Source organism: Arthrobacter sp. U41 (genome assembly GCF_007679325.1).
In the GTDB taxonomy this organism is placed as follows: Bacteria; Actinomycetota; Actinomycetes; order Actinomycetales; family Micrococcaceae; genus Arthrobacter.
In genome coordinates this window covers 73,403-94,461 of sequence record NZ_VEGI01000003.1, presented here as the reverse complement: position 1 = coordinate 94,461, position 21,059 = coordinate 73,403, and the positions used below count along the sequence as shown (strand labels likewise).

21 protein-coding genes are annotated in these 21,059 nt (G+C 68.1%); 14 read left to right on the top strand and 7 right to left on the bottom strand.

Annotated features, from left to right (window positions below; all coding sequences use genetic code 11):
- Nucleotides 1-30 precede the first annotated feature (30 nt).
- Nucleotides 31-885: an HAD-IIA family hydrolase gene (locus FS787_RS11770; RefSeq protein WP_144672616.1), complete on the top strand. Its 855-nt coding sequence runs from the start codon at nucleotides 31-33 to the stop codon at nucleotides 883-885.
- Nucleotides 886-894: 9 nt separating this feature from the next.
- On the opposite strand, the gene FS787_RS11765 is transcribed toward FS787_RS11770, so the two are convergent.
- The 4 genes from FS787_RS11765 to pyrE all read right to left on the bottom strand — a co-directional run bounded on the left by FS787_RS11765 (nucleotide 895) and on the right by pyrE (nucleotide 4,190).
- Nucleotides 895-1,935, bottom strand: a complete 1,041-nt coding sequence (locus tag FS787_RS11765; RefSeq protein ID WP_144672615.1) for an alpha/beta fold hydrolase — start codon at nucleotides 1,933-1,935, stop codon at nucleotides 895-897.
- 60 nt (nucleotides 1,936-1,995) lie between these two features.
- Nucleotides 1,996-2,628, bottom strand: a complete 633-nt coding sequence (locus tag FS787_RS11760) for a hypothetical protein (protein WP_186329177.1) — start codon at nucleotides 2,626-2,628, stop codon at nucleotides 1,996-1,998.
- A gap of 96 nt (nucleotides 2,629-2,724) precedes the next feature.
- A complete protein-coding gene (locus FS787_RS11755; protein WP_144672614.1) occupies nucleotides 2,725-3,498 on the bottom strand; it encodes a GAF and ANTAR domain-containing protein in 774 nt (257 codons plus the stop codon).
- A gap of 107 nt (nucleotides 3,499-3,605) precedes the next feature.
- A complete protein-coding gene (gene pyrE / locus FS787_RS11750) occupies nucleotides 3,606-4,190 on the bottom strand; it encodes an orotate phosphoribosyltransferase (protein WP_144672613.1) in 585 nt (194 codons plus the stop codon).
- Between the two features lie 155 nt (nucleotides 4,191-4,345).
- Here pyrE and acsA point away from each other — a divergent pair, with 155 nt between their 5' ends.
- Genes acsA through FS787_RS11725 form a run of 5 tightly spaced genes read left to right on the top strand, consistent with a single transcriptional unit; the run spans nucleotide 4,346 to nucleotide 9,880 of the window.
- Nucleotides 4,346-6,241 carry an acetate--CoA ligase gene (acsA, locus tag FS787_RS11745; protein WP_144672612.1) on the top strand — a complete coding sequence of 632 codons (1,896 nt, stop codon included), beginning with the start codon at nucleotides 4,346-4,348 and terminating at the stop codon, nucleotides 6,239-6,241.
- Nucleotides 6,238-7,239, top strand: a complete 1,002-nt coding sequence (gene pdhA / locus FS787_RS11740) for a pyruvate dehydrogenase (acetyl-transferring) E1 component subunit alpha (protein WP_144672611.1) — start codon at nucleotides 6,238-6,240, stop codon at nucleotides 7,237-7,239. Before acsA ends, pdhA begins: the two co-directional genes overlap by 4 nt.
- Nucleotides 7,236-8,216, top strand: coding sequence for an alpha-ketoacid dehydrogenase subunit beta (locus tag FS787_RS11735; protein WP_144672610.1), 981 nt, complete (start codon nucleotides 7,236-7,238; stop codon nucleotides 8,214-8,216). The genes pdhA and FS787_RS11735 overlap by 4 nt, the downstream gene beginning before the upstream one ends.
- Nucleotides 8,217-8,223: 7 nt before the next feature.
- The gene (locus FS787_RS11730) at nucleotides 8,224-9,624 is read left to right on the top strand and encodes a dihydrolipoamide acetyltransferase family protein (protein WP_260982522.1); all 1,401 of its coding nucleotides are present in this window, start codon (nucleotides 8,224-8,226) and stop codon (nucleotides 9,622-9,624) included.
- 13 nt (nucleotides 9,625-9,637) lie between these two features.
- A complete protein-coding gene (locus tag FS787_RS11725) occupies nucleotides 9,638-9,880 on the top strand; it encodes an acyl carrier protein (protein WP_056427728.1) in 243 nt (80 codons plus the stop codon).
- A 10-nt stretch (nucleotides 9,881-9,890) separates the two neighbouring features.
- On the opposite strand, the gene FS787_RS11720 is transcribed toward FS787_RS11725, so the two are convergent.
- The gene (locus FS787_RS11720) at nucleotides 9,891-10,478 is read right to left on the bottom strand and encodes a dihydrofolate reductase family protein (protein WP_144672608.1); all 588 of its coding nucleotides are present in this window, start codon (nucleotides 10,476-10,478) and stop codon (nucleotides 9,891-9,893) included.
- Nucleotides 10,479-10,507: 29 nt separating this feature from the next.
- Nucleotides 10,508-11,749, bottom strand: coding sequence for an FAD-dependent oxidoreductase (locus tag FS787_RS11715; protein WP_144672607.1), 1,242 nt, complete (start codon nucleotides 11,747-11,749; stop codon nucleotides 10,508-10,510).
- A 261-nt stretch (nucleotides 11,750-12,010) separates the two neighbouring features.
- Between FS787_RS11715 and nadE the strand changes: the two genes are divergently transcribed.
- Entirely contained in the window at nucleotides 12,011-12,832 is an 822-nt protein-coding gene (gene nadE / locus FS787_RS11710; RefSeq protein ID WP_144672606.1) for an ammonia-dependent NAD(+) synthetase, read from the top strand.
- Nucleotides 12,833-13,006: 174 nt separating this feature from the next.
- Here nadE and FS787_RS11705 read toward each other — a convergent pair whose 3' ends face one another.
- Entirely contained in the window at nucleotides 13,007-13,783 is a 777-nt protein-coding gene (locus FS787_RS11705) for an IclR family transcriptional regulator (protein WP_144672605.1), read from the bottom strand.
- Nucleotides 13,784-13,981: 198 nt separating this feature from the next.
- Here FS787_RS11705 and FS787_RS11700 point away from each other — a divergent pair, with 198 nt between their 5' ends.
- The 7 genes from FS787_RS11700 to FS787_RS11670 all read left to right on the top strand — a co-directional run bounded on the left by FS787_RS11700 (nucleotide 13,982) and on the right by FS787_RS11670 (nucleotide 21,054).
- Entirely contained in the window at nucleotides 13,982-14,713 is a 732-nt protein-coding gene (locus FS787_RS11700) for a CoA transferase subunit A (protein ID WP_144672604.1), read from the top strand.
- Nucleotides 14,714-14,745: 32 nt separating this feature from the next.
- Entirely contained in the window at nucleotides 14,746-15,474 is a 729-nt protein-coding gene (locus FS787_RS11695) for a CoA transferase subunit B (RefSeq protein ID WP_144672603.1), read from the top strand.
- Complete coding sequence (locus tag FS787_RS11690; protein ID WP_144672602.1) at nucleotides 15,471-16,667, top strand: acetyl-CoA acetyltransferase; 1,197 nt, start codon at nucleotides 15,471-15,473, stop codon at nucleotides 16,665-16,667. Before FS787_RS11695 ends, FS787_RS11690 begins: the two co-directional genes overlap by 4 nt.
- A 15-nt stretch (nucleotides 16,668-16,682) precedes the next feature.
- Complete coding sequence (locus tag FS787_RS11685; protein WP_144672601.1) at nucleotides 16,683-16,889, top strand: hypothetical protein; 207 nt, start codon at nucleotides 16,683-16,685, stop codon at nucleotides 16,887-16,889.
- A complete protein-coding gene (locus FS787_RS11680; protein WP_144672600.1) occupies nucleotides 16,882-18,024 on the top strand; it encodes a CdaR family transcriptional regulator in 1,143 nt (380 codons plus the stop codon). Before FS787_RS11685 ends, FS787_RS11680 begins: the two co-directional genes overlap by 8 nt.
- A 169-nt stretch (nucleotides 18,025-18,193) precedes the next feature.
- On the top strand, nucleotides 18,194-19,495 hold the full coding sequence (locus FS787_RS11675; RefSeq protein WP_144672599.1) for an MFS transporter: 1,302 nt from the start codon (nucleotides 18,194-18,196) through the stop codon (nucleotides 19,493-19,495).
- Entirely contained in the window at nucleotides 19,492-21,054 is a 1,563-nt protein-coding gene (locus tag FS787_RS11670) for a class I adenylate-forming enzyme family protein (RefSeq protein ID WP_144672598.1), read from the top strand. The genes FS787_RS11675 and FS787_RS11670 overlap by 4 nt, the downstream gene beginning before the upstream one ends.
- Nucleotides 21,055-21,059 lie beyond the last annotated feature (5 nt).

The following is a 21,059-nucleotide window of genomic DNA, read 5'->3' as shown; positions in this document are numbered from 1 at the left end:
GGCATCGGCACATTAACGGCGGAGGACAGCATGACGGAGCAGCAGTCAGACCACAGGGACGATTCGGATCACGTGCGTTCATCAAAGTCGGTGTACCGCAGCGGCCAAGAGATTGAGTGCTGGCTGACCGACATGGACGGGGTCCTGGTCCACGAAAACCAGCCCATCCCCGGCGCCGCCGAACTCATCCAGCGCTGGGTGGACACCTCCAGGCGCTTCCTCGTCCTGACCAACAATTCCATCTTCACTCCCCGGGACCTCGCGGCACGGTTGAAGAGTTCGGGCCTGGAAATCCCCGAGGAGAACATCTGGACCTCGGCCCTGGCCACCGCCCAGTTCCTCAAGGACCAGGTGCGCGGCTCGGATTCCGGCAACCGCGCCTACACGATCGGCGAGGCGGGACTCACGACGGCGCTGCACGAGGCCGGCTTTATCCTCACCGACCAGGACCCGGACTTTGTGGTGCTCGGCGAAACCCGCACCTACTCCTTCGAGGCCATCACCATGGCCATCCGGCTGATCCTGGGCGGCGCGCGGTTCATCGCCACCAACCCGGACGCCACCGGCCCCTCCAAGGACGGGCCGATGCCCGCTACCGGGGCGATCGCCGCGCTGATCACGAAGGCGACCGGCCGGGAGCCCTACATTGTGGGTAAGCCGAACCCGATGATGTTCCGCTCGGCCATGAACCAGATCGACGCGCATTCGGAAACCACCGCTATGATCGGTGACCGGATGGACACCGACATCATCGCCGGGATGGAGGCCGGGCTGCACACGGTGCTGGTGCTCAGCGGCATCACGCACAAGGACGACATCGCCGCCTACCCGTTCCGGCCCAACCAGATCCTCAACTCCGTCGCGGACCTGAAGAACCAGATCTAGGACACCGCTTTAGAAGGCGATCTTCCTGCCCCCGCCCGAGGGAAGCGGGAAGAGTTCGTCCTGCAGCCCCTCGATGACCGGCCGGTAGACGAACGGGTTCCAGCCCGGGCTGGCGTGCGCCGGCCGGGCGCCGTCGGTCCGTTGCGAGTCCGAGGCCATGTTGTCCTTGAAGGTCAGGGACCAGGAGTCGCGGGCAGTCTCATAATCCACGGTCCGGTCGCGGGGGTTGCCAATAAAGGCCATCCGCGTCCCTCCGAGCTTTCCCACGAATCGGGTGGCATCAAAGTGGTAGATGTAGGCGGACTGGGACTGGATCAGGACGCTGGACGGCGCAATCGGTGAGAGCTGCTCCAGGGTCTGGTCCACCACCTGCGCCCAGCTGCGCTCATTTTTGTGCAGCATCCGTTCGCCGAGTTCGTAGCCGCCGCGCACCACCGTCGGGAACCGGAAGCCGCTCTCGTAGAGAAACACCACGCCCTCAAACCAGCTCTGGTCCAGCACGTCGTACTTGCTATACGGACTGGAATCCAGCAGGATGAACGCCACCTCAATGCCGTGCAGCTCCCGGAGCCGCGCGGCGACCTGGGTGGCCACCATACCGCCGAAGCTGTGGCCGTAGAAGTAGAACGTGTCCAGCTGGTTGGCCCGGGCGTGCTCCACCACCGCGATCACGATCTCATCGATGTCCAGGCCCGTGTTGGAGTAGCCGACGGCGGCCAGCTTGCCCCGCTTGTTCAGGGTTCCGCGCAGGGTACTCAGGATCCACAGCGCTTCCTCCCAGCTTGTCTTGTAGCCGGGGAAGAGGAACCAGCTGGCACGGGGAAAGTACTTTTCCGCCGTCTCGTCCGGCACGGTGAGGATCCTGTGGACCCGCCGCTCGGCCTGCACCCGCCGGGTAAACAACATATCGGCGGCCAGCACCGAGGCGGACCCCGCGCCGATCAGCAAACTTCGCCGGGAAAATCTCTTGAGTTCGGCGGCGTGCCGAAGCACCCGGGCGTCGGCATCGCCGTCCCCGTCCACACCCTCAACTTCCGGCTCATACGGCACATCTCTACCGTAGTCACCGGGGTAGCCGGATCCGAAACGGGCGCCGGCGGCGGGTTGTCCCTAGACGGTCTCCGGCTCCCGGCCGGCCACGGCAACGCTGATGTCGCGGTCGAGTTCGCGCATGACAGGGTAGGGGCCCACCTCGCGGCGGACAGTTTCCAGGCCGCCTTCGCGCCGGCTGATTTCCAGGCCGATTTCGTCGTAGGTCGCCAGGAGCTGAGTCCGGGCCATATCGGCGGGGTTGTCCATCATCCCGAACACAGAGTCGCTGGCGGCCAGCAGTTCGTCGTCGGAGTAGACATTCAACGGCCGGGTTCCCGTGGCGTCGATGGACGCGGAGAAGTCTGCGGAGAGGTCCAGCGGGCGCACGGCGGCGCTGGGGGCTTCCCGGAAGGGATTCAGTTCAAGTGAGACACCTGCGGAGCTGGGCAGCGCACCGGCTGTTTCGACCAGGGCAGCCGCACCATCAATCGCGTTGAGGTCGTTCCGGAGACCTGCGAGAGCCGCAGACTCCACCAGGACAGCGCGGCCGAGGTTCACCCGGATGTGCGAGGTGATGCCCATCCGCCGGACGCGCTGGATCAGCTGCATGAGGACGGGGCGGGACTGTTGCGTGAGGCTCCCCCGGACGTCGATCCGGACGATGTCCGACGCGATGTCTAGGGTGGGCTGGGCGTTAAGAGAGTTGTCCATAGGTACTCCAAAAAGAAGGAATCTATGGCCGACGGCTCAACCTCAATCAGCGTATAGGCCAGCGGCGGTGCACACAAGTCATATTCCCCTACCGGTTCAGCCGGCCTCCTGCCGCCCTGGTTCCTCGAAGTGGGTACGGGACGCAGTGCCGCCCACCGAATGGACCAGGGAGGTGGCGATGTCACGGAGCTTGACGTTGCCGTTGCTGGAGGCATCGGTGAGGATCCTGACGGCCGTCTCCTGGCTGCAGCGGTTCTGGGCCATCACGATCCCGATGGCCATGTCGATCACGGTGCGGGATTCGAGTGTTGCGCGGAGATTCGTGGCGCTGTCCGTGTGCAGCGAAAAGCGCACGGCCATGCGCAGCGCCTGCGAGATCTGCCGCGTGTAGTCGCGCGCGCGGGCGGCAACGTCGCCGTCGAACTTGTGCGGCACATCCGAATAGAGGTTAAGGGCAGCCTGGGCTTCGCCCTGCAGGTGGAACGGCACGGAGAGCACCGAGCGCAGTCCGTGCGAGGCCACGGCGGTGGCGTAGTCGGGGCCCCATCGGTCTTCCTCGAACAGGTCCGGGACGTAGACCTCCCGCTCCTCCTGCGCCGCCGTCAGGCACGGCCCCTGGGCCAGCCGGTATTGGATCTCGTCCACCTCGCGGGCGGAATCGCTGCTCCAGCCGATGGTCGCGGCCTTGCGGTCGCGCAGCAGCGTGATTCCGCACAGGGCGTCGTCCCCGGTGCCCGCGACCTGGTGTGCGGAGAAACGGGCGAGTTCATTGAGGAAGTCCTCGAAGTCGGTGCTGTCCAGGATGAGGTTCTGGATTTGATCGACGGTGCTGAGGGGTTCACTTCCGAGGACTTCTTCGGGATGGAGCATGGCGCGTGGTCTCCGGGGTGTTCAAAGGGATATTACAGAATGATAAAACACACCCAATCGACCGTCTACACGCGTCCGCTGAGGGAAGAACTGCCTGGCAGAGCCGCTCAGCTGAGGCCGAGTTCGTCCTTTCCGAAGGCGAAGAGGTAGGGAACGCCGGCCTCGGCCTCGATCTTTTCCTTGGCCCCGGTGTCGCGGTCCACAATGACGGCAACGGCGACAACGTTGCCGCCCGCCTTGCGGACTCCTTCGACGGCGGTCAGCGCGGAGCCGCCGGTGGTGGACGTGTCTTCCAGCACCAGCACCTTGCGGCCGTCAACGGAAGGGCCTTCCACCTGCCGGCCCATGCCGTACGATTTCTGGGCTTTGCGGACCACGAAGGCGTCCACGGCGCGTCCGGCGTCGACGGCGGAATGCATCACGGCGGTGCCGACCGGGTCGGCGCCCATGGTGAGTCCCCCGGCGCACTCAAAGTCGATCCCGGCGTCGTCCAGCAACGAAAGCATGACCTGGCCGACCAGCCTGGACGCCTCATGGTGCAGCGTGATCCGGCGCAGGTCGATGTAGTAGTCGGCTTCGGCGCCGCTGGAGAGGATGACCTTGCCGCGGACAACGGCCAGCTCCTTGATCAGTTCAAGCAAGCGGGCACGGGCGGCAGCGGTGTCAGCTGCAGGGGCACTGTTGGCAGTCATGGGACCCAGTTTAGTGGCTGGGCGGTTCAGGACTTCCAGCCGGCCCGTTAGATGTCGGGCCGGCTCCGGACGGCCCGGGGACGGATGCGCCGGGCCTTTCTCCGCCGGGCCTTTTTCCTCTAGGCACCCACGCCGGGCAGGAGTCCGATGGAACCATGACGGCAGGAACGGATTCTTCCACCCGCTGGCCCGCCATCCCCAAAGACCCCGGCAGCTTCCGGGTCCGGCCTAACCTGGTGGACTACGACGCGGCGTGTGCGGCGTTTTCCTGGGATGAGGCCCGCCACGGACTGTCCGGGCTGCCCGGGGGCCGCGGCGTCAACATCGCCTACGAAGCGGTGGACCGGCACGCCGCCGGCGGGCTCGCGCGGCACGAGGCCCTGCGGTTCGTCCGGGCCGACGGCAGCAGCCACTCCCTCACCTTCGCCGGCCTCGCCGAGCAGACCAACCGCTTTGCCGGGGTGCTCCGGAGCCTGGGGGTCGGGCGGGGCGAGCGCGTCTTTTCGCTGACCGGGCGCGGACCGGCCCTCTACGTGGCCGTGCTGGGCACCCTCAAGAACGCCAGCGTCTTCTGCCCCCTGTTTTCCGCCTTCGGCCCCGAACCCGTCCGCCAGCGGCTGCAGCTGGGATCCGGCCGGGCGCTGGTCACCACCCGGGCGCTGTACCGCAGGAAAATCGCCCAGCTCCGCGATTCGCTGCCGGAGCTCCGGTACGTCCTGCTGACCGACGCCGACGGCCGCCCGGAGCCGGGCACCCTGGATCTCACCGCGCTGATGCGCGCGGCACCGGCGGACGGCGGGATCGCCGCGACGCAGGCCGAGGACATGGCCTTGCTGCATTTCACGTCCGGCACCACCGGGACCCCGAAAGGCGCCATCCACGTGCACGACGCCGTCACCGCCCACCACGCGACCGGCACCACCGCCCTGGACCTGCACCCGGAGGACATCTACTGGTGCACGGCCGACCCCGGCTGGGTCACGGGAACCTCGTACGGGGTGATCGCGCCGCTGACCCACGGGGTGACAACCATTGTGGACGAGGAGGAGATGGACCCGGACCGCTGGTACCGGATCCTCGCCGAACAGCACGTGAGCGTCTGGTACACCGCCCCCACGGCGCTGCGGATGCTGATGAAGGCCGGGGCGGACCGGGCCCGGGCCCATGACCTGTCCGCGCTGCGCTTCGTCGCCAGCGTCGGTGAACCGCTCAACCCCGAGGTGGTCGTCTGGGGGCAGGAGGCGTTCGGCCAGCCCGTGCACGACAACTGGTGGCAGACCGAAACCGGCGGCATCATGATCTCCAACTACGCCGCCACGGAGATCCGGCCCGGGTCGATGGGGCGGCCGCTGCCCGGCGTCGCGGCGGGCCTCGTGGCCCGGGACGCCCAGGACCGGCCCATCGTCCGCGACGGCGAGGCCGTCCTCGTCACGGAACCGGACGCCGTCGGCGAATTGGCCCTGCGGCCCGGCTGGCCCTCGATGTTCCGCGGCTACCTGCACGAGGAGGAGCGCTACCGCCGCTGCTTCGCGGGCGGCTGGTACCTCACCGGCGACCTCGCCAGGCGTGACGCCGACGGGTACTACTGGTTCGTCGGACGCGGCGACGACGTGATCAAGTCCTCGGGACACCTGATCGGCCCGTTCGAGGTGGAAAGCTGCCTCATGGAGCACGACGCCGTCGCCGAGGCCGGGGTGATCGGCGTCCCCGACCCCGTGGCCGGCGAAGTGGTCAAGGCCTTCGTGGAGCTGCGGCCCGGCTGGGCGCCGTCCGAGGAACTGCAGCTGGAGATCATCGGCTTCGCCCGGAAGCGGCTCGGCGCGGCGGTGGCGCCCCGGCTGCTGGACTTCACCGCGGCCCTCCCCCGGACCCGCAGCGGGAAAATCCTTCGTCGGCTGCTGAAAGCCCGCGAGCTGGGCCTTCCGGAGGGCGACACCTCCACGATCGAGACGCCGGCGGGGACGCGGGAAGCCCCCGCCCCCGGATCCCGGACATCCGGACCCGCAGAGCAGGATCCAGGACCTGATACACGCCCGGAGGCACGGGCATGACCGGGCCGCTCGAGCCTCCGCCCCGCGCGCTGGACCCGGCCCACGGCCGGCATCTGCTGCTGCAGATGCTGCGTGTCCGGAGGCTTGAGGAGAAGTGCGTCGAGCTCTACAGCGCCGCCAAGATCCGAGGCTTCCTGCATGTCTACATCGGTGAGGAAGCCGTCGCGGCCGGCGTCCTGGAATCGCTGGAACCGGAGGACGCCATCCTCGCGACCTACCGGGAGCACGGCCATGCCCTGCTCCGCGGGGTTCCCGCCGGGGCGATCCTCGCCGAGATGTACGGCCACGTCGAGGGCTGCTGCCGGGGCCGCGGCGGATCGATGCATCTCTTCGACGCCGCCACACGCTTCTACGGAGGCAACGCGATCGTCGCCGGCGGGCTGCCGCTCGCCGTCGGCATGGCGCTCGCCGACAAGATGAGCGGCCGCTCCCGCGCCACCGTGTGCTTCTTCGGCGAAGGCGCCGTCGCGGAAGGCGAATTCCACGAGAGCCTCAATCTCGCCGCGCTCTGGCAGCTCCCCGTGCTGTTCTGCTGCGAAAACAACCTGTACGCGATGGGCACCGCGCTGGGCCGCTCGGAATCCCAGACGGACATGGCGCTCAAGGCCGCCAGCTACGAAATCGCGGCGTGGGCCGTGGACGGCATGGACGTCCTCGCCGTCGAGGACGCCGCGCGCCGCGCCGTCGAGGCAGTGCGCGCCGGCGGCGGACCGCACTTCCTGGAGCTGCGCACCTACCGGTTCCGGGCGCACTCGATGTTCGACCCGGAACGGTACCGCGACAAAGCCGAAGTGGCCCAGTGGCTCGAACGCGACCCCATCACCCTGCTGCGCGCCACCATGGAGGCCGCCGGCCAGCTCTCCGCCCAGGAGTGGGACCAGCTGCAGGCCGAGGCCGACGCGGAGGTCAGCGCCGCCGTCGAGTTCGCCGAAGCCGGGACCCTCGAACCCGTGGAGGACCTGACCCGCTTCGTCTACAGCGAGCGGAGCGCGCCATGAAGTCCAGCTACCGCGAGGCGCTCCGCGCCGGGATCCGCGACGCCATGATCCGCGACGAACGGGTCTTCCTGATGGGCGAGGACGTCGGGGCCTACGGCGGGTCCTTCGCCGTGAGCCTGGGCCTGCTGGAGGAGTTCGGCCCGGAGCGCATCCGCGACACTCCGCTCTCCGAGTCCGGCTTCGTCGGCGCCGGCATCGGCGCGGCCCTGGGCGGGATGCGACCCATCGTGGAGATCATGACCGTCAATTTCAGCCTGCTGGCCCTGGACCAGATCGTGAACAACGCGGCGAGCCTGCTGCACATGTCCGGCGGGCAGTTCAATGTGCCCATCGTGATCCGGATGACCACCGGCGCCGGGCGCCAGCTCGGCGCCCAGCACTCGCACAGCTTGGAGGGCTGGTTCGCGCACATCCCCGGGCTGCGCATCCTGGCCCCGGCAACTCTGGCCGACGCCCGCGGGATGGTGTGGCCCGCGCTTCAGGACCCGGATCCGGTGCTGATCTTCGAACACGGCTCGCTCTACAACGTGACCGGGGAGCTCGACGACGACGCCGGCCCCGTGGACATCGACACGGCTGCTGTCCGGCGACCCGGCGCCGACATCACGCTGATCACCTACGGCGGCACGCTTCCCGCCGTGCTGGACGCCGCAGGGCAACTCGCGGCCGAGGGCATCGACGCCGAGGTGCTGGACCTGCGCACGCTCCGTCCGCTGGACGAGGCCTCCATCCTCGCCTCCGTCCGCAGGACCCACCGTGCCGTGGTGGTGGACGAAGGGTGGCGCAGCGGGAGCATTTCCGCCGAAATCAGCGCCCGGATCACCGAGAACGCGTTCTATGACCTGGATGCTCCGGTGGGCCGGGTCTGCAGCGCCGAGGTGCCCATCCCCTATTCGAAGCATATGGAGCTGGCGGCCCTGCCGTCTGTGGACAGGATCATCACGGCGTCCAGGCAGGCGGTCAGCGCCGGTGGGTGATTTCCTGATGCCATCGCTCGGGGCCGACATGGAGCACGGCAAAATCGTCGAGTGGCTGGTCAAGCCCGGCGACTATGTCCGCCGCGGCGATCTCGTGGCGGTGGTGGACACGGACAAGACAGTGATGGATGTGGAGTCCTTCCAGGAGGGAGTGGTGGCCGAGCTGCTGGTGGACCCCGGCGAAACAGTACCGATCGGAACCCCGCTGGCCCGGATCACCCCGACCCCGGCTGAGGTGGGGGCCCCGGCCCAGCCGGTTGCCCCCGCGCCATCTGTTGCCCCGGCGCCATCTGTTGCTGCATCGCCGGCGGCTGCCGCCGAGCCGTCTGTTGCCGCGGCGGCCCCGGTCCGGGCCACCGCAGTGCAGGCCTCTCCCGGGGAGGCGCCACCCATCGCCCCTCCGGTGCGGCATCTGGCCCACCGGCTCGGGGTTGATACGGCCAGGATCCACGGCACCGGTAAAGGCGGCGCCGTCACGCGGGCGGACGTGGAGCATGCAGTGGCGGCGAGGCCGTCCGCCGGACGCGTGCGGTCCTCCCCGCGGGCCCGTCGGCTCGCCGCGGAGCTCGGCGTCGAGCTGTCCGGTGTCAGCGGCACGGGCCCGGAGGGTGCCGTGACAGTGGCGGACGTGCAGCACGCCGCGGGCAGCCGGGCGGAAGCCGGGGCTCCCGCCGGGTCCGCTCCCCCGCAGGAACAGGAGCCCGAAGCGCCGCCACCGGGGAAGAGCCCGGACGCCCGCGAGCGCGTCGCCAGCCTGCGACGCGCGGTCGGCGCCCTCATGTCACGGTCAAAGAAGACCATCCCCCACTACTACCTGAGCACCACCCTGGACCTGCGCGCCGCCGTCGAATGGATGCAGTCCGTCAACGCGCAGCGGCCGGTGGCGTCCCGGCTGGTCCCCTCGGCGCTGCTGCTCAAGGCCGCGGCGCTCGCGGCCAAAGACGTGCCGGAGGTCAACGGCTTTTACGACGACGGCGGGTTCCGGCCCAGCGCGTCCGTGCATCTCGGCGTCGCCGTGGCCCTGCGGCAGGGCGGAATCGTGGCGCCCGCCATCCACGACGCGGACACCCTGGCCGTGGACATGCTGATGGAGCAGCTGCGGGACCTTGTCAGCCGGGCCCGGGCCGGGCGGCTGCAGCGCGCCGAAATGGCGGATCCCACCATCACCGTGACCAACCTCGGGGACCTGGGCGTGGAGAGTGTGTTCGGCGTGATCTATCCCCCGCAGGTCGCGATGCTCGGCTTCGGCCGGGTCACGGAGCAACCGTGGGCACAGAACGGGCTGCTGGGCGTCCGGCCGGCCGTTACCGCCACCCTTTCCGCCGACCACCGTGTCAGCGACGGGCTTCGCGGCGGCCGCTACCTGACCCGGATCGACGAGCTGCTGCAGAAGCCGGAGGAACTGTGAACCAGGAGGAACCATGAACGAACAGGACGCCCGGGACGCGGTGCGGGCCGCGATCGGCAAAGTGGCGCCGGACGTCGAGCTGGCCGAGGTGGACGAGGACGCCCGGCTGCGGCAGGACCTGGAGCTCGACTCGCTGGACTTCCTCCGGCTGGTCGAAACGATCGATACGGCCACCGGCGTCGACATTCCGGAACGCGACTACCCGGAAGTGGCCACGGTCAAGGGGTTGATCGGCTACCTCGCCGCCCACGGCTGAACACCGGTTGCTACACCCCGGTATGCCCTGCGCCGATCGCGTACTCAAGCTCGACCAGCCCGGCGTCGTAGGTCTTGGCGCTGCGAAGGCTCAGCAGGGCAGGTTCCCGGCCGGGCGGGAAAACACCCCGCCCCGCGCCGATCGCGACCGGCATAACGACCAGCCGCACGGCGTCCACTTCGCCGGCCGCGAAGAACGCCTCGCTCAGGGTCAGGCTTCCCCACAGCACAATGGTGCCCTCGACGTCGAGCTTGATCCGGCGGATCGCCTCGACCGCATCGCCGGATTCAACGGTAGCCGCGGGCAGGTTGCCCCACGGCGCGTTCCTAAGGGTGCGAGAGAACACGAAGCGGCGGAGGCCGTTCAGCGCCGGGGCGATGATCTCCCCGCTGGCGGCCGGGGTCGGCCAGAACTCCGCGAACATGCGGTAGGTGGCTGCCCCGAGCACCATAGCGTCGACGGTCTCGAGCCAGGCGAGCTGGCTGCGGTCGAACTCGGCGGTGCCGCCTTCGAGCATCTCGTAGGCGGTGAATTCGTTGTTGGTGTTGGCCGCGAACCCGTCAGCCGTGACGAATTCCTGGACCACCAGTTGCCCCATGATCGGCTCCTTGTCCGTGTTCCGAACGGCTATGAACGCTGCGGGGCGCGCCGGGCGAAGGCGGGCGCGTGTTCGGGCCGTGGTCCGAAGGCAACGAACCGCGGCACCACCCTTCCGGCGGCAGGGATGTGCCGGGCCAGGAACAACAGGACGCCCGGCGCCCCGGCCCGTTTTCCGGTCATGATTGGCTCGAACAGGACGCGGTGCATGACCCGCTGGACGGTCTGCACGACGACGGTGGGCATCCGCCGCCGTCGTTCGACCCGCGCGAGATCCGAGCGCGACACCGTGCCGCGGAGCAGCGCCGGGGCCAATCCGTCCGCGGCGGCCACGGCGTCCTGGATGGCCAGGTTGATCCCTACCCCGCCGGCCGGGGACATCGCATGGGCGGCGTCCCCAATGCAGAGCAGTCCGTTGATGTGCCAGTGGCGCAGCCGGTCCAGGCGCACGTCGAGCCAATGCAGGTCCGCCAGGGAAGAGATGGCGTCCACACGGTCGGCCAGGTCGGGGCGAAGGGCCGCGATCCGCTGCCGGAAGCGTTCAATCCCTTCGGCGCGGATCCGGGCGTCGATGCCTTTCGGCGCGAGGTATCCCATCTGGTAGTAGTCGGTGCGGTTGAGTCCCAGCAGAGCCTCGCCCCGGCCAAACGCGGGAACGATTCCTGCCACGGCACCCTGCTCGGAGGGATAGCGCGGCAGCCGGAACCACCAGGTGTCGAACGGCACCCGGTACTCCTTCGGCGCAAGCCCGGCCGCGCGGCGCAAGGTGGAATGCCGCCCGTCGGTGGCGACCACAAGATCGGCCCTGAGTTCGCTCTCCGTTCCGTCCGCGGCGCGGTAGCGGACCCCGGTCACCCGGCCGCCGTTCCGGACCAGCGCTGTGGCGGTGGAACTCATCCGCAGCGTGAAGGACGGCTCTGCGGAGGCGGCGTCGGCAAGGAAGTTCAGGAAGTCCCACTGCGGCATCAGCGCGACGTAGTTGTACGGCGGCGGCAGCGACTCGAAGTTGCCCATCACCACCGGCCGCCCGCCCGGGACCGGGAAGGCGACGTTGGTGAGCCGGCTTTGCGGAAGCCGGCGGAACTCCTCGCCGAGGCCCAGTTCATCGATCAGCCTGACGGTCGAGGCGTGGACGGTGTCGCCGCGGAAATCACGGAAGAAATCGGCGTGCTTCTCCAGTACCGTCACCTGCACGCCGGCACGGGCCAGCAGCAGCCCCAGCATCATCCCGGCCGGGCCGCCGCCGACCACCACGCATCCGGTCGTCTCCATGGCCATACGGTACGCCCGCGCACGCCCCGGCGGGAGGGGTTTTCGCTGCGGTTTCCGCCCTGCGCGGCGGTTTAGGACCGGCGCGCCGGAGATCCGCGCAGCGCCGGTCCGAAAGCGCAGCGCACGTCCGAAAGCACAGCGCACCTCCGAAAGCACAGCGCACCTCCGAAAGCACAGCGCCGGTCCGAAAGCACAGCGCCGGTCCGAAGAGCCCTCGGACTTAGTTGAGCATGGTTGACACTGCTGACTAGGCTGGGTTCCATGCGCGAACTCCAGGCCAGGATCATTGAAGAAATGGGCGTGCAGCCCCGGATCGACCCCGCCGGGGAGGTGCGCAAACGCGTCACGTTCCTCAAGGACTACCTCAAGGCCACGCACACCAAGGGCTTTGTCCTGGGCATCTCCGGCGGCCTGGATTCCTCGCTCGCGGGCCGGCTCGCGCAGCTGGCCGTCGACGAGCTTGCAGCCGAGGGGGTGGAGGCCAACTTCGTGGCGGTCCGCCTCCCCTACGGTGTCCAGCACGACGAGGACGACGCCCAGGCCGCCCTCGACTTCATCCAGGCCAAGACGGAGTGGACGTTCAACATCTCCGCGGCAGTGGACGGGTTCGAGGACGAATTCGAGAAGACCGTGGGCAACGGGATCTCCGACTTCCACAAAGGCAACACCAAGGCCCGCACCCGCATGATCGCGCAGTACGCCCTCGCCGGCGAGCACAACTACTTGGTCATCGGAACGGACCACGGCGCGGAATCCGTCACAGGGTTCTTCACCAAGTTCGGCGACGGCGGCGCGGACATCCTGCCGTTGTTCGGGCTCAACAAGCGCCAGAACAGGGCGTTGCTGGCCGAACTCGGCGCACCCGCCCGGGTCTGGGAGAAGGTCCCCACGGCAGACCTCCTCGACGGCCAGCCCGGCCGCACGGACGAGGACGAACTCGGCCTCACGTATGACCAGATCGACGACTACCTCGAAGGCCGCGAGGTCCCGGATGCTGTGGCCGAATCCATCGAGCACAAATACCTCCGCACCCGCCACAAGCGCACCGTCCCGGTCACCATCTTCGACACTTGGTGGAAGTAACCGGTCCGCAGAGAGTCATCCGTCCGGGGGCACTTTGAAGCCCGGCTGGACCGTTTCGGCACTTAGGGCAGGTGTGTCCGTGCCAATGTGCCCCCGGACGGCAGAAGACTGGTAAACCGCGACGCCGGGACTCACCTAGCCGGGTAGTCCACAGGGCCCAGTCGGAGCCAGGGCCTAGGTGGTGCCCTGCAGCAGCGTGGAGATCCGGTGGGCCTCGTCCATCAGGAGGCGGCCCAGCATTTCCTGCCGCTCGCCTTTGAAGCGCGGTTCAATCCCGGTCAGTGAGAGCGCCCAGGCGGGGCGGCCGCGCTGGTCGAACACCGCAGCGCCCATCCCCCAGCTCCCTTCCAGCACCAACCCCGGATTCACCGAATAACCGGCCTGCCGCGTCTTCGCCAGGTTCTCCCGGACCAGGGGCTCGGTGTGCGCCGCCGCGAAGTCACCGGCGTGCGCGGCCCAGCCGGCCAGCAGCTCCTCCTGCTCCGCCTCGGGCAGGAAAGCCATAATGGCGGTGCCGGCGGAGGCCACCCCCAGCGGGAAGCGGACTCCCTCGTGCAATACAAAGGACCGCACCGGGAAGCTTCCCTCCTCCCGGAGCAGGCACACCGTTTCCGCGCCGCGCCGGATCGAGAAGAACGCGCTTTCGCCGGTCTCTTCGGCGAGCCGGCGGAGGCTGGGCCGGGCGATGTCCTCCAGCGGGAAACGCGCCGAGGCCACGGATCCCATCAGCAGGATCTCCGGCCCCAGCACCCAGTTTCCGCTCAGCGGGTCCTGGTCCAGCAGTCCCTCGGCGGCCAGCGAGGACAGCAGCCGGTGCACGGTGGGCCGGGTCAGCCCGGTTTCCCTGACGAGTTCCACCAGCGGGGATCCTTCCGGCCTCCGCCCAACAATGCGCAACAGGGACGCGACGCGGCTGACCACTTGCGCGCCCTGGACCGGTGGTGGCGTCATCTTTTCCTCAAAATCTATTCGGAACCAGCTAAACCATCCATATTGTGGACAGTGCATAGCCTACCGTCCACACTGTAAAAACGGCAGCTGTCTGGCCAAAATCACCCGTTGACAGCCTGCTTTTCGGCCCCGTAGGCTCCAACAGCAAAGGAACGGTCCACAACGTGGATTGCGTCACGAGCTCAATGAGGAGATGCGATGTCAAAGGTGAAATCCGGAGCGGCCGCCGCGCTGCAGGACGTACTGCGGGACGGCATGACGCTCGCCGTCGGAGGCTTTGGCCTCAGCGGTATCCCGGCGGACCTGATCGAGGCCGTGCGGGATTCGGGCGTCAAGGACCTCACGGTGGTCTCCAACAACATGGGTGTGGACGGCAAGGGCCTCGGCGTGCTGATCGAAGCCGGCCAGGTCCGCAAGGTCATCGCCTCCTACGTGGGCGAGAACAAGCTCTTCGCCGAGCAGTACCTCGCCGGCAAGCTGGAGGTGGAGTTCACCCCGCAGGGCACCCTGGCCGAGCGCCTCCGTGCCGGCGGCGCCGGGATCCCGGCGTTCTACACCAAGACCGGAGTCGGCACCCTGGTCGCCGAAGGCAAGCCCCTCGCGGAGTTCGACGGCGAGACGTACGTCCAGGAACGCGCCATCAAGGCCGACGTCGCCCTGGTGCACGCGCACACCGCCGACACCGACGGCAACCTCATCTACCGCTACACGGCACAGAACTTCAACCCTGTGGTGGCGACGGCCGGCGCCGTGACGGTGGCCGAAGCCGAAGTGATCGTGGAGCCCGGGCAGCTGGACCCGAACCACATCGTCACCCCCGGCGTCTTCGTCCAGCACCTCGTGCAGGCCAGTGACCGGGCCAAAGACATCGAACAGCGGACAGTCCGCCCCCGCGCAGAAGCGGCCGAAGCCGCAACAGTTCCGGCCTAAGCGCCGCCCCTACTTTCCTCAGGAGAATCACCATGGCTTGGACCCGGAATGAAATGGCTGCCATCGCGGCCGAAGAACTCAACGACGGCGACTACGTCAACCTCGGCATCGGCATCCCCACGCTGGTCGCCAACAACCTGCGCGACGGCGTCCGCGTTGTCCTGCAGAGCGAAAACGGCCTGCTCGGCATGGGCCCGTTCCCCTACGAGGGCGAGGAGGACGCGGACCTCATCAACGCCGGCAAGCAGACCGTCACGGTCCTGCCCGGCGGCAGCATCTTCGACTCCGCCACGTCCTTCGGCATGATCCGCGGCGGGCACGTCAAGGTCGCCATCCTGGGCGCCATGCAGGTCTCCGGCGCCGGCGACCTCGCCAACTGGACCATCCCCGGCAAGATGGTCAAGGGCATGGGCGGCGCCATGGACCTCGTCGCCGGCACCCCGCGCGTGGTGGTCCTCACGGAGCACAACGCCAAGGACGGCACCGCCAAGATCGTCAAGGAATGCACCCTGCCCCTCACCGGCCTGAGCTGCGTGGACCGGATCATCAGCGACCTCGCGGTATTCGACCTGGTGAAGCCTGACCAGGAAACCGGCGGCGTCCGCCGGCTCACGCTGACCCGCCTCGCCCCCGGCGTCACCGTGGAGGAAATCCGCGAAAAGACAGAGGCCGAGTTCGACGTCGCCCCGTCCCCCGACGCGTCCCCCACCCCTGACAGCAACACCCTTGACAGCAGCACCCTTGAAGGAGCCACCGCATGAGCCTGCGCGAACAGTTCGGCAAAGACGTCCTGCTAACCGGTTGGGGCCACAGCCGATTCGGCAAACTCACTGATGAGACCCTCGAATCCCTGATCGTCCAGGTCGCCACGGAAGCGATCGGCAACGCCGGGATCGAACCGGGCCAGATCGACGAAATCTACCTCGGCCAGTTCAACTCCGGCATGATGCCGCTGGCGTTCCCGTCCTCGCTGGCCCTGCAGGTCTCCGAGCAGCTGGCTAACGTCCCATCCACCCGGGTCGAGAACGCCTGCGCCTCCGGATCCGCCGCGTTCCAGCAGGGCACCAAGTCGCTCCTGGCCGGTACCGCGAAGACTGTCCTCGTAATCGGCGCCGAAAAGATGACCCATGCGGGCGCGGACGTGGTGGGCGCTGCCCTGCTGGGCGCGGACTACGACATGGCCGGCAAGGCCTCCAGCACCGGGTTCACGGGCCTCTTCGCCGAGGTGGCCAAGCACTACGAGAAGCGCTATGGCGCTGGCGCAGGAAACCTGTCGGACGTCCTGGGCACCATCGCCGCGAAGAACCACCGCAACGGCGTGGACAACCCCTACGCCCAGCTCCGCAAGGACCTCGGAGAGGAGTTCTGCCGCACCGTTTCGGACAAGAACCCGATGGTCGCGGACCCGCTGCGCCGCACCGACTGCTCGCCGGTGTCCGATGGCGCCGCCGCCGTCGTGCTGTCCGTCTCGCCGACCGGCGGGGCTACCGCGCCGGTGCGGCTCGCCGGGTTCGGCCACGCGAACGATTTCTTCCCCACCGAACGCCGGGACCCCACCGCGTTCAACGCAACCCGCGCCTCGTGGCAGCGAGCGCTGGGCATGGCCGGCGTCGGGCTTGAGGAGCTGGACTTCGCCGAGGTGCACGACTGCTTCACCATCGCCGAGCTGCTGATGTACGAGGCGATGGGGCTGACCGAACCGGGTCAGGGATCCCGTGCCATCACGGAAGGCTGGGTGTTCAAGGACGGCAAGCTGCCCGTCAACGTCTCCGGCGGGCTCAAGGCCAAGGGCCACCCCGTGGGCGCCACCGGCGTCTCGCAACACGTCATCGCGGCAATGCAGCTCACCGGTACCGCGGGCGACATGCAGCTGCCCGCGGCCCGCCGCGCTGCCGTACAGAACATGGGCGGGGTGGGCATCGCCAACTACGTCAGTGTTCTCGAAGCGGTCTAGGCGCAACCCGCGGACATGGTGTGGGTCACCAACTGGCTTGGCTTAGCGGCCGGCGCACCCGTTACGGTGCGCCGGCCCGGCCGTGCACCGGCCGTGGCAACCGTGGAGCTCGCCACCCCGGACGGACAGATTCTCTGGGTCAGGTATTGGTTCTCCGCCGACCGCGCCATGCTCCACAAGGCCGACGGAACAGAAGTATGGTGCGAGGCGGACATTGCCTGAATCCAGCATTGAAAGCGTCGCGGATCTGCTGTTCCGTGACCTGCAATACCTGAAACGAAACAGCGTTCAGCGGTGCCTCGACGAGGTGCCCGGCTACCGCGGCGTCGCCGAAACGGATATCAGCTCCTCCGTCGAGCAGAATCTGCGCATGGCCATCCACGCGGTGAAGTCCGGCGTGGTGCCGGCATCGTCGGAACTCGCGGTAGAGGCCCGGGTGGCCCAGGTCCGGTTCCACCAGGGCCTGCGCATCGAGGACGTTTTGCGGGGGTACCGGCTGTCCATGGCCGTGATCCAGGACCGCTTCCTCGACATCGCCCACGAACTGGGCCTCGGCGACCGCGAAGTCCTCGCGGCGCACCGGGTCCTCTGGGGCGTCAGCGACTCCTACACGGCCGCACTGGTCCACTCGTACCGGGAAAGCAGCGTCCAGCAGGCCGTGCGGGACCATGAGCTGCGGCAGGACTACCTGCGCGCCGTCCTGGCCGGGTCACTCGCGGACAGCGAGCTGCGCACCCGCTCGTCGGACTTTGGGATCGACCCCCAGCGCTCCTTCCACGCCCTGCACGCCCGGCCCCGGCCCGGGTCTTCACCCGATGAACTGCTGCGCGTCCTGGCCGGACGAGTATCCACCGGCGACGGTGTCCTGACGTTGCGGGCGGGCGACGTCGTCGGATTCACCGCCCGCCGGCCGGACCCCGGGGACACCGCCACCATCGCACTGGGTCCCGCTCTTCCGCTCTCCGAGCTGCCCCGCTCCAAAGCGGCAGCCGACCGGGTCTTCGCTGCCGCCTGGAAACGCCCGGCGGGCGGCGTGTTCTCCCTGGAGGACCTGACCTGGCGGACGGCCGCCGGTGATCCGGATGTCACGGCCGTGCTGCGCCAGCGCTACCTGGCCCCTTTTGTCGACGACGCCGACTTCGGCCGGATCGTGCTGGCTTCGGTGCGGAGCTACTTGGACCATGACCGCCGGATTTCCGCAGCGGCCAAAGCCCTGTCGGTGCACGAAAACACCCTCCGCTACCGCCTGCAGAAATTCGAGCAGGCCACCGGTGCGCGGCTGGACGCCACGGACACCATCGTCGAGCTCTGCTGGGCTTTCGAGGCATGCCAGGAGGCATCCGCGGACTGGTTGTAGGAATCCACAACGGCGGCCGGAGTCCCTTTGAGCTGGCTCCATAGTCCGGGGAGCCGGGCGCTCCGTAACGTGGTTTGCATCACAGCCGGATGATCTGCTGAACCGCGACCTGACCGTCCGGACGACGCACCATGGATCGTCCGGGACCATCGGATCTGGGAGCAACCGGATGAGCGTCATCACCGCCGCACCACCTGTCAGCAGGGCACGCCAACTGGCGGCCGCCACCGTCGGAAACATCGTTGAATGGTTCGATTGGTACGTCTACTCCATGCTGGCCCTGTACTTTTCCGCCCAGTTCTTTCCCAAGACGGGCGATCCCATTGTCCCGCTGCTCAGCGCCATGGCGATCTTCGCCGTCGGCTTCTTCATGCGTCCCCTGGGCGGTTTCCTGGGCGGCATTGTTGCCGACCGGTTCGGCCGGAAGAAGGCGCTCACCGGGACGGTGATGCTTATGGGCGTCGGCAGCCTCCTCGTCGCCATTGCGCCCACCTACGACCAGGTGGGGGTGCTCTCGCCCATGATCCTGGTGCTTGCCCGGCTCCTGCAGGGGCTTTCCACCGGAGGCGAGTTTGCCGCCTCCTCGACGTTCCTGGTGGAGTCCGCACCGGACGGGCGCCGTGGATTCTTCTCCAGCTTCCTGTACATCGGGGCAACGCTGGGCAACCTCGCCGCAATCAGCTCAGTGGCCCTGCTGGTCGCGGCCCTGCCGGATGAGGCCATGCGCGAATGGGGCTGGCGTGTGCCGTTCGCCATCGGCACCCTCGGCGCGGCAGCCGGCCTGTTCATCCGCCGGTTCGCCGAGGAAACGCTGGTGACCGGGGAAGATGACCCCGGCTCCGGACCGGGCGCGGCCCGCGCGCCGAAGCCTTCCGTCTTCGAGTTCATGCGCACCCACCCGAAGGAGTGCGCCCTGGTCTTCGCGATCAACGCCGCCCCCACCCTGTTCTTCTACGTGTTCACCTCATACCTGCCGACGTACGCGCACATCACGGTTGGCTTCGACATGAAGGACGGTCTGCTGGTGGCACTGATCTCGCTGTCCTACTTCGCGATCCTGCAGCCCGTTATGGGCATACTCTCGGACCGGATCGGCCGCAAACCCCTGCTGCTGACCTTCGGCCTCGGGTTCACCCTGCTGACCCTTCCCCTGCTGAACTCACTCCAGAACAGCTTCCTGAGCCTGCTCCTGGTCCAGATGGCGGCTTTGACGCTGCTGGCCTGCTACACGTCCATCACGTCCGCCGTGATGTGCGAACTCTTCCCCGCCCGGATCCGGGCCGCCGGAATCGGCCTGCCCTACGCGCTCGGCGTTGCCCTGGTGGGCGGCACCGGGCCGTACGTCGCCACCTGGCTGGCCGACGCCCAGATGATCGACGTCTTCGGTTGGTACCTGACCATCCTCGCGGCGATCACCACGGCAGTCTTCCTGAGGCTGAAGGAAAGCTACAAGACGGGACTGCCGCAGTGAGCGTGATCGGATTCTTTGACCGGGGCTGGCGGTCCAACCCCGACGGCGTCGCGTACGTCCAGGGCGCCACGTCCTATACCTTCCGCGAGGCCGGCGAGCTGTCCTGCCGGATCGCCAATGCGCTTCTGGCATCCGGGCTCTCGTCCGGGGCCAAGATTGCGGTCCTCTCCCCCAACGATCCGCTCGCCTGGATCTGTGTCCTGGGTATCTGGCGTTCCGGTTTGACCTGGATTCCCGCCAATCCGGCAAGCCCGAGTGGCGAGACCGCGCAGCTTCTTGAAGCGTTCGACGCGGAAATGGTGATCTTCCATTCCAGCCTCGCCGGCGATGCCCGCCATCTGCGGGACCGCCTTCCCGCCGTCAGGCAGTGGGTCCAGTTCGGATCTGGCGACGCCCGGCCAGCGGACACCCCCTTCGCCGAGTGGACCGCACCGCACCCGGCCACGAAGCCGGCCGTCCGTCCCTCCCCGGACGACGTCGTCTCGCTGGCCCCCACGGGCGGCACCACGGGCCTGCCAAAGGGGGTGATGAACACGAACAGAAGCCTGTCGGCCTTCGCGACGCACCTGATGATGGCTGCGCACTACGGTTCCGAAGACGCGATCGTGAACCTCGCCGCCGCACCGATGACCCACACCGCTGGGCTGCTCAGCCTGGCCGCCACCGCCCGCGGCGGTACCGTCGTGGTGCTCCCGAAAGCTAATCCGGAGGCCGTGCTCGACGCCATCGAGCACTACGGGGTGACTGACCTGTTCCTGCCGCCCACCGTCATCTACCGGCTTCTGGAAGTGCTGCAGGAAGCGCCCAGGGAACTGTCCTCACTGCGGTACGTCATCTACGGGGCAGCGCCCATGTCCGTGGAGAAACTCCGGCAGGCGCTCACCGCGATCGGCCCGGTGATGATGGAGCTCTACGGACAGATGGAGGCGCCCGCATCCGTAACGTTCCTCCGCCCGGACGAGCACTTCGTCGACGGCGCCATCGCTCCCGATTCCCGGCTGTCTTCCTGCGGCCGCCCGTACCCATTGGTCGAGGTCGAAGTGCGCGATGACGACGGGGTAGCGCTTCCGCCCGGAACCCCCGGCGAGATTTGCGTCCGGGGCGACCTGGTGATGAAGGGGTACTACAAGAATCCCGAGCAGACCCGGCTGGCCATCCGCGACGGCTGGCTGCACACGGGCGATATCGGGCTCTTCGACGAGGAGGGCTACCTGCACCTCACGGACCGGAGACGCGACCTCATCATTTCCGGCGGGTTCAACGTCTACCCGAGCGAGGTGGAGCAGGTCATCTGGGGCCACCCGGCGGTGCGTGACTGCGCGGTGGTCGGGTCACCGCACCCGGACTGGGGCGAGGCGGTCACCGCCGTCGTCGAGCTCAACGAAAACTGCTCCGTCACGGAACAGGAACTCATCGCGCTCTGCAAACAGGAGCTGGGCAGCGTCCGGGCGCCCAAATCCGTGCACCTTGTCCCCTCCCTGCCCCGCAGCGTCAACGGGAAAGTCCTCAAAAAAGACATTCGCGCAGCCTTCTGGCGCGACGAAAAAACCAAGATCTAGGAGAT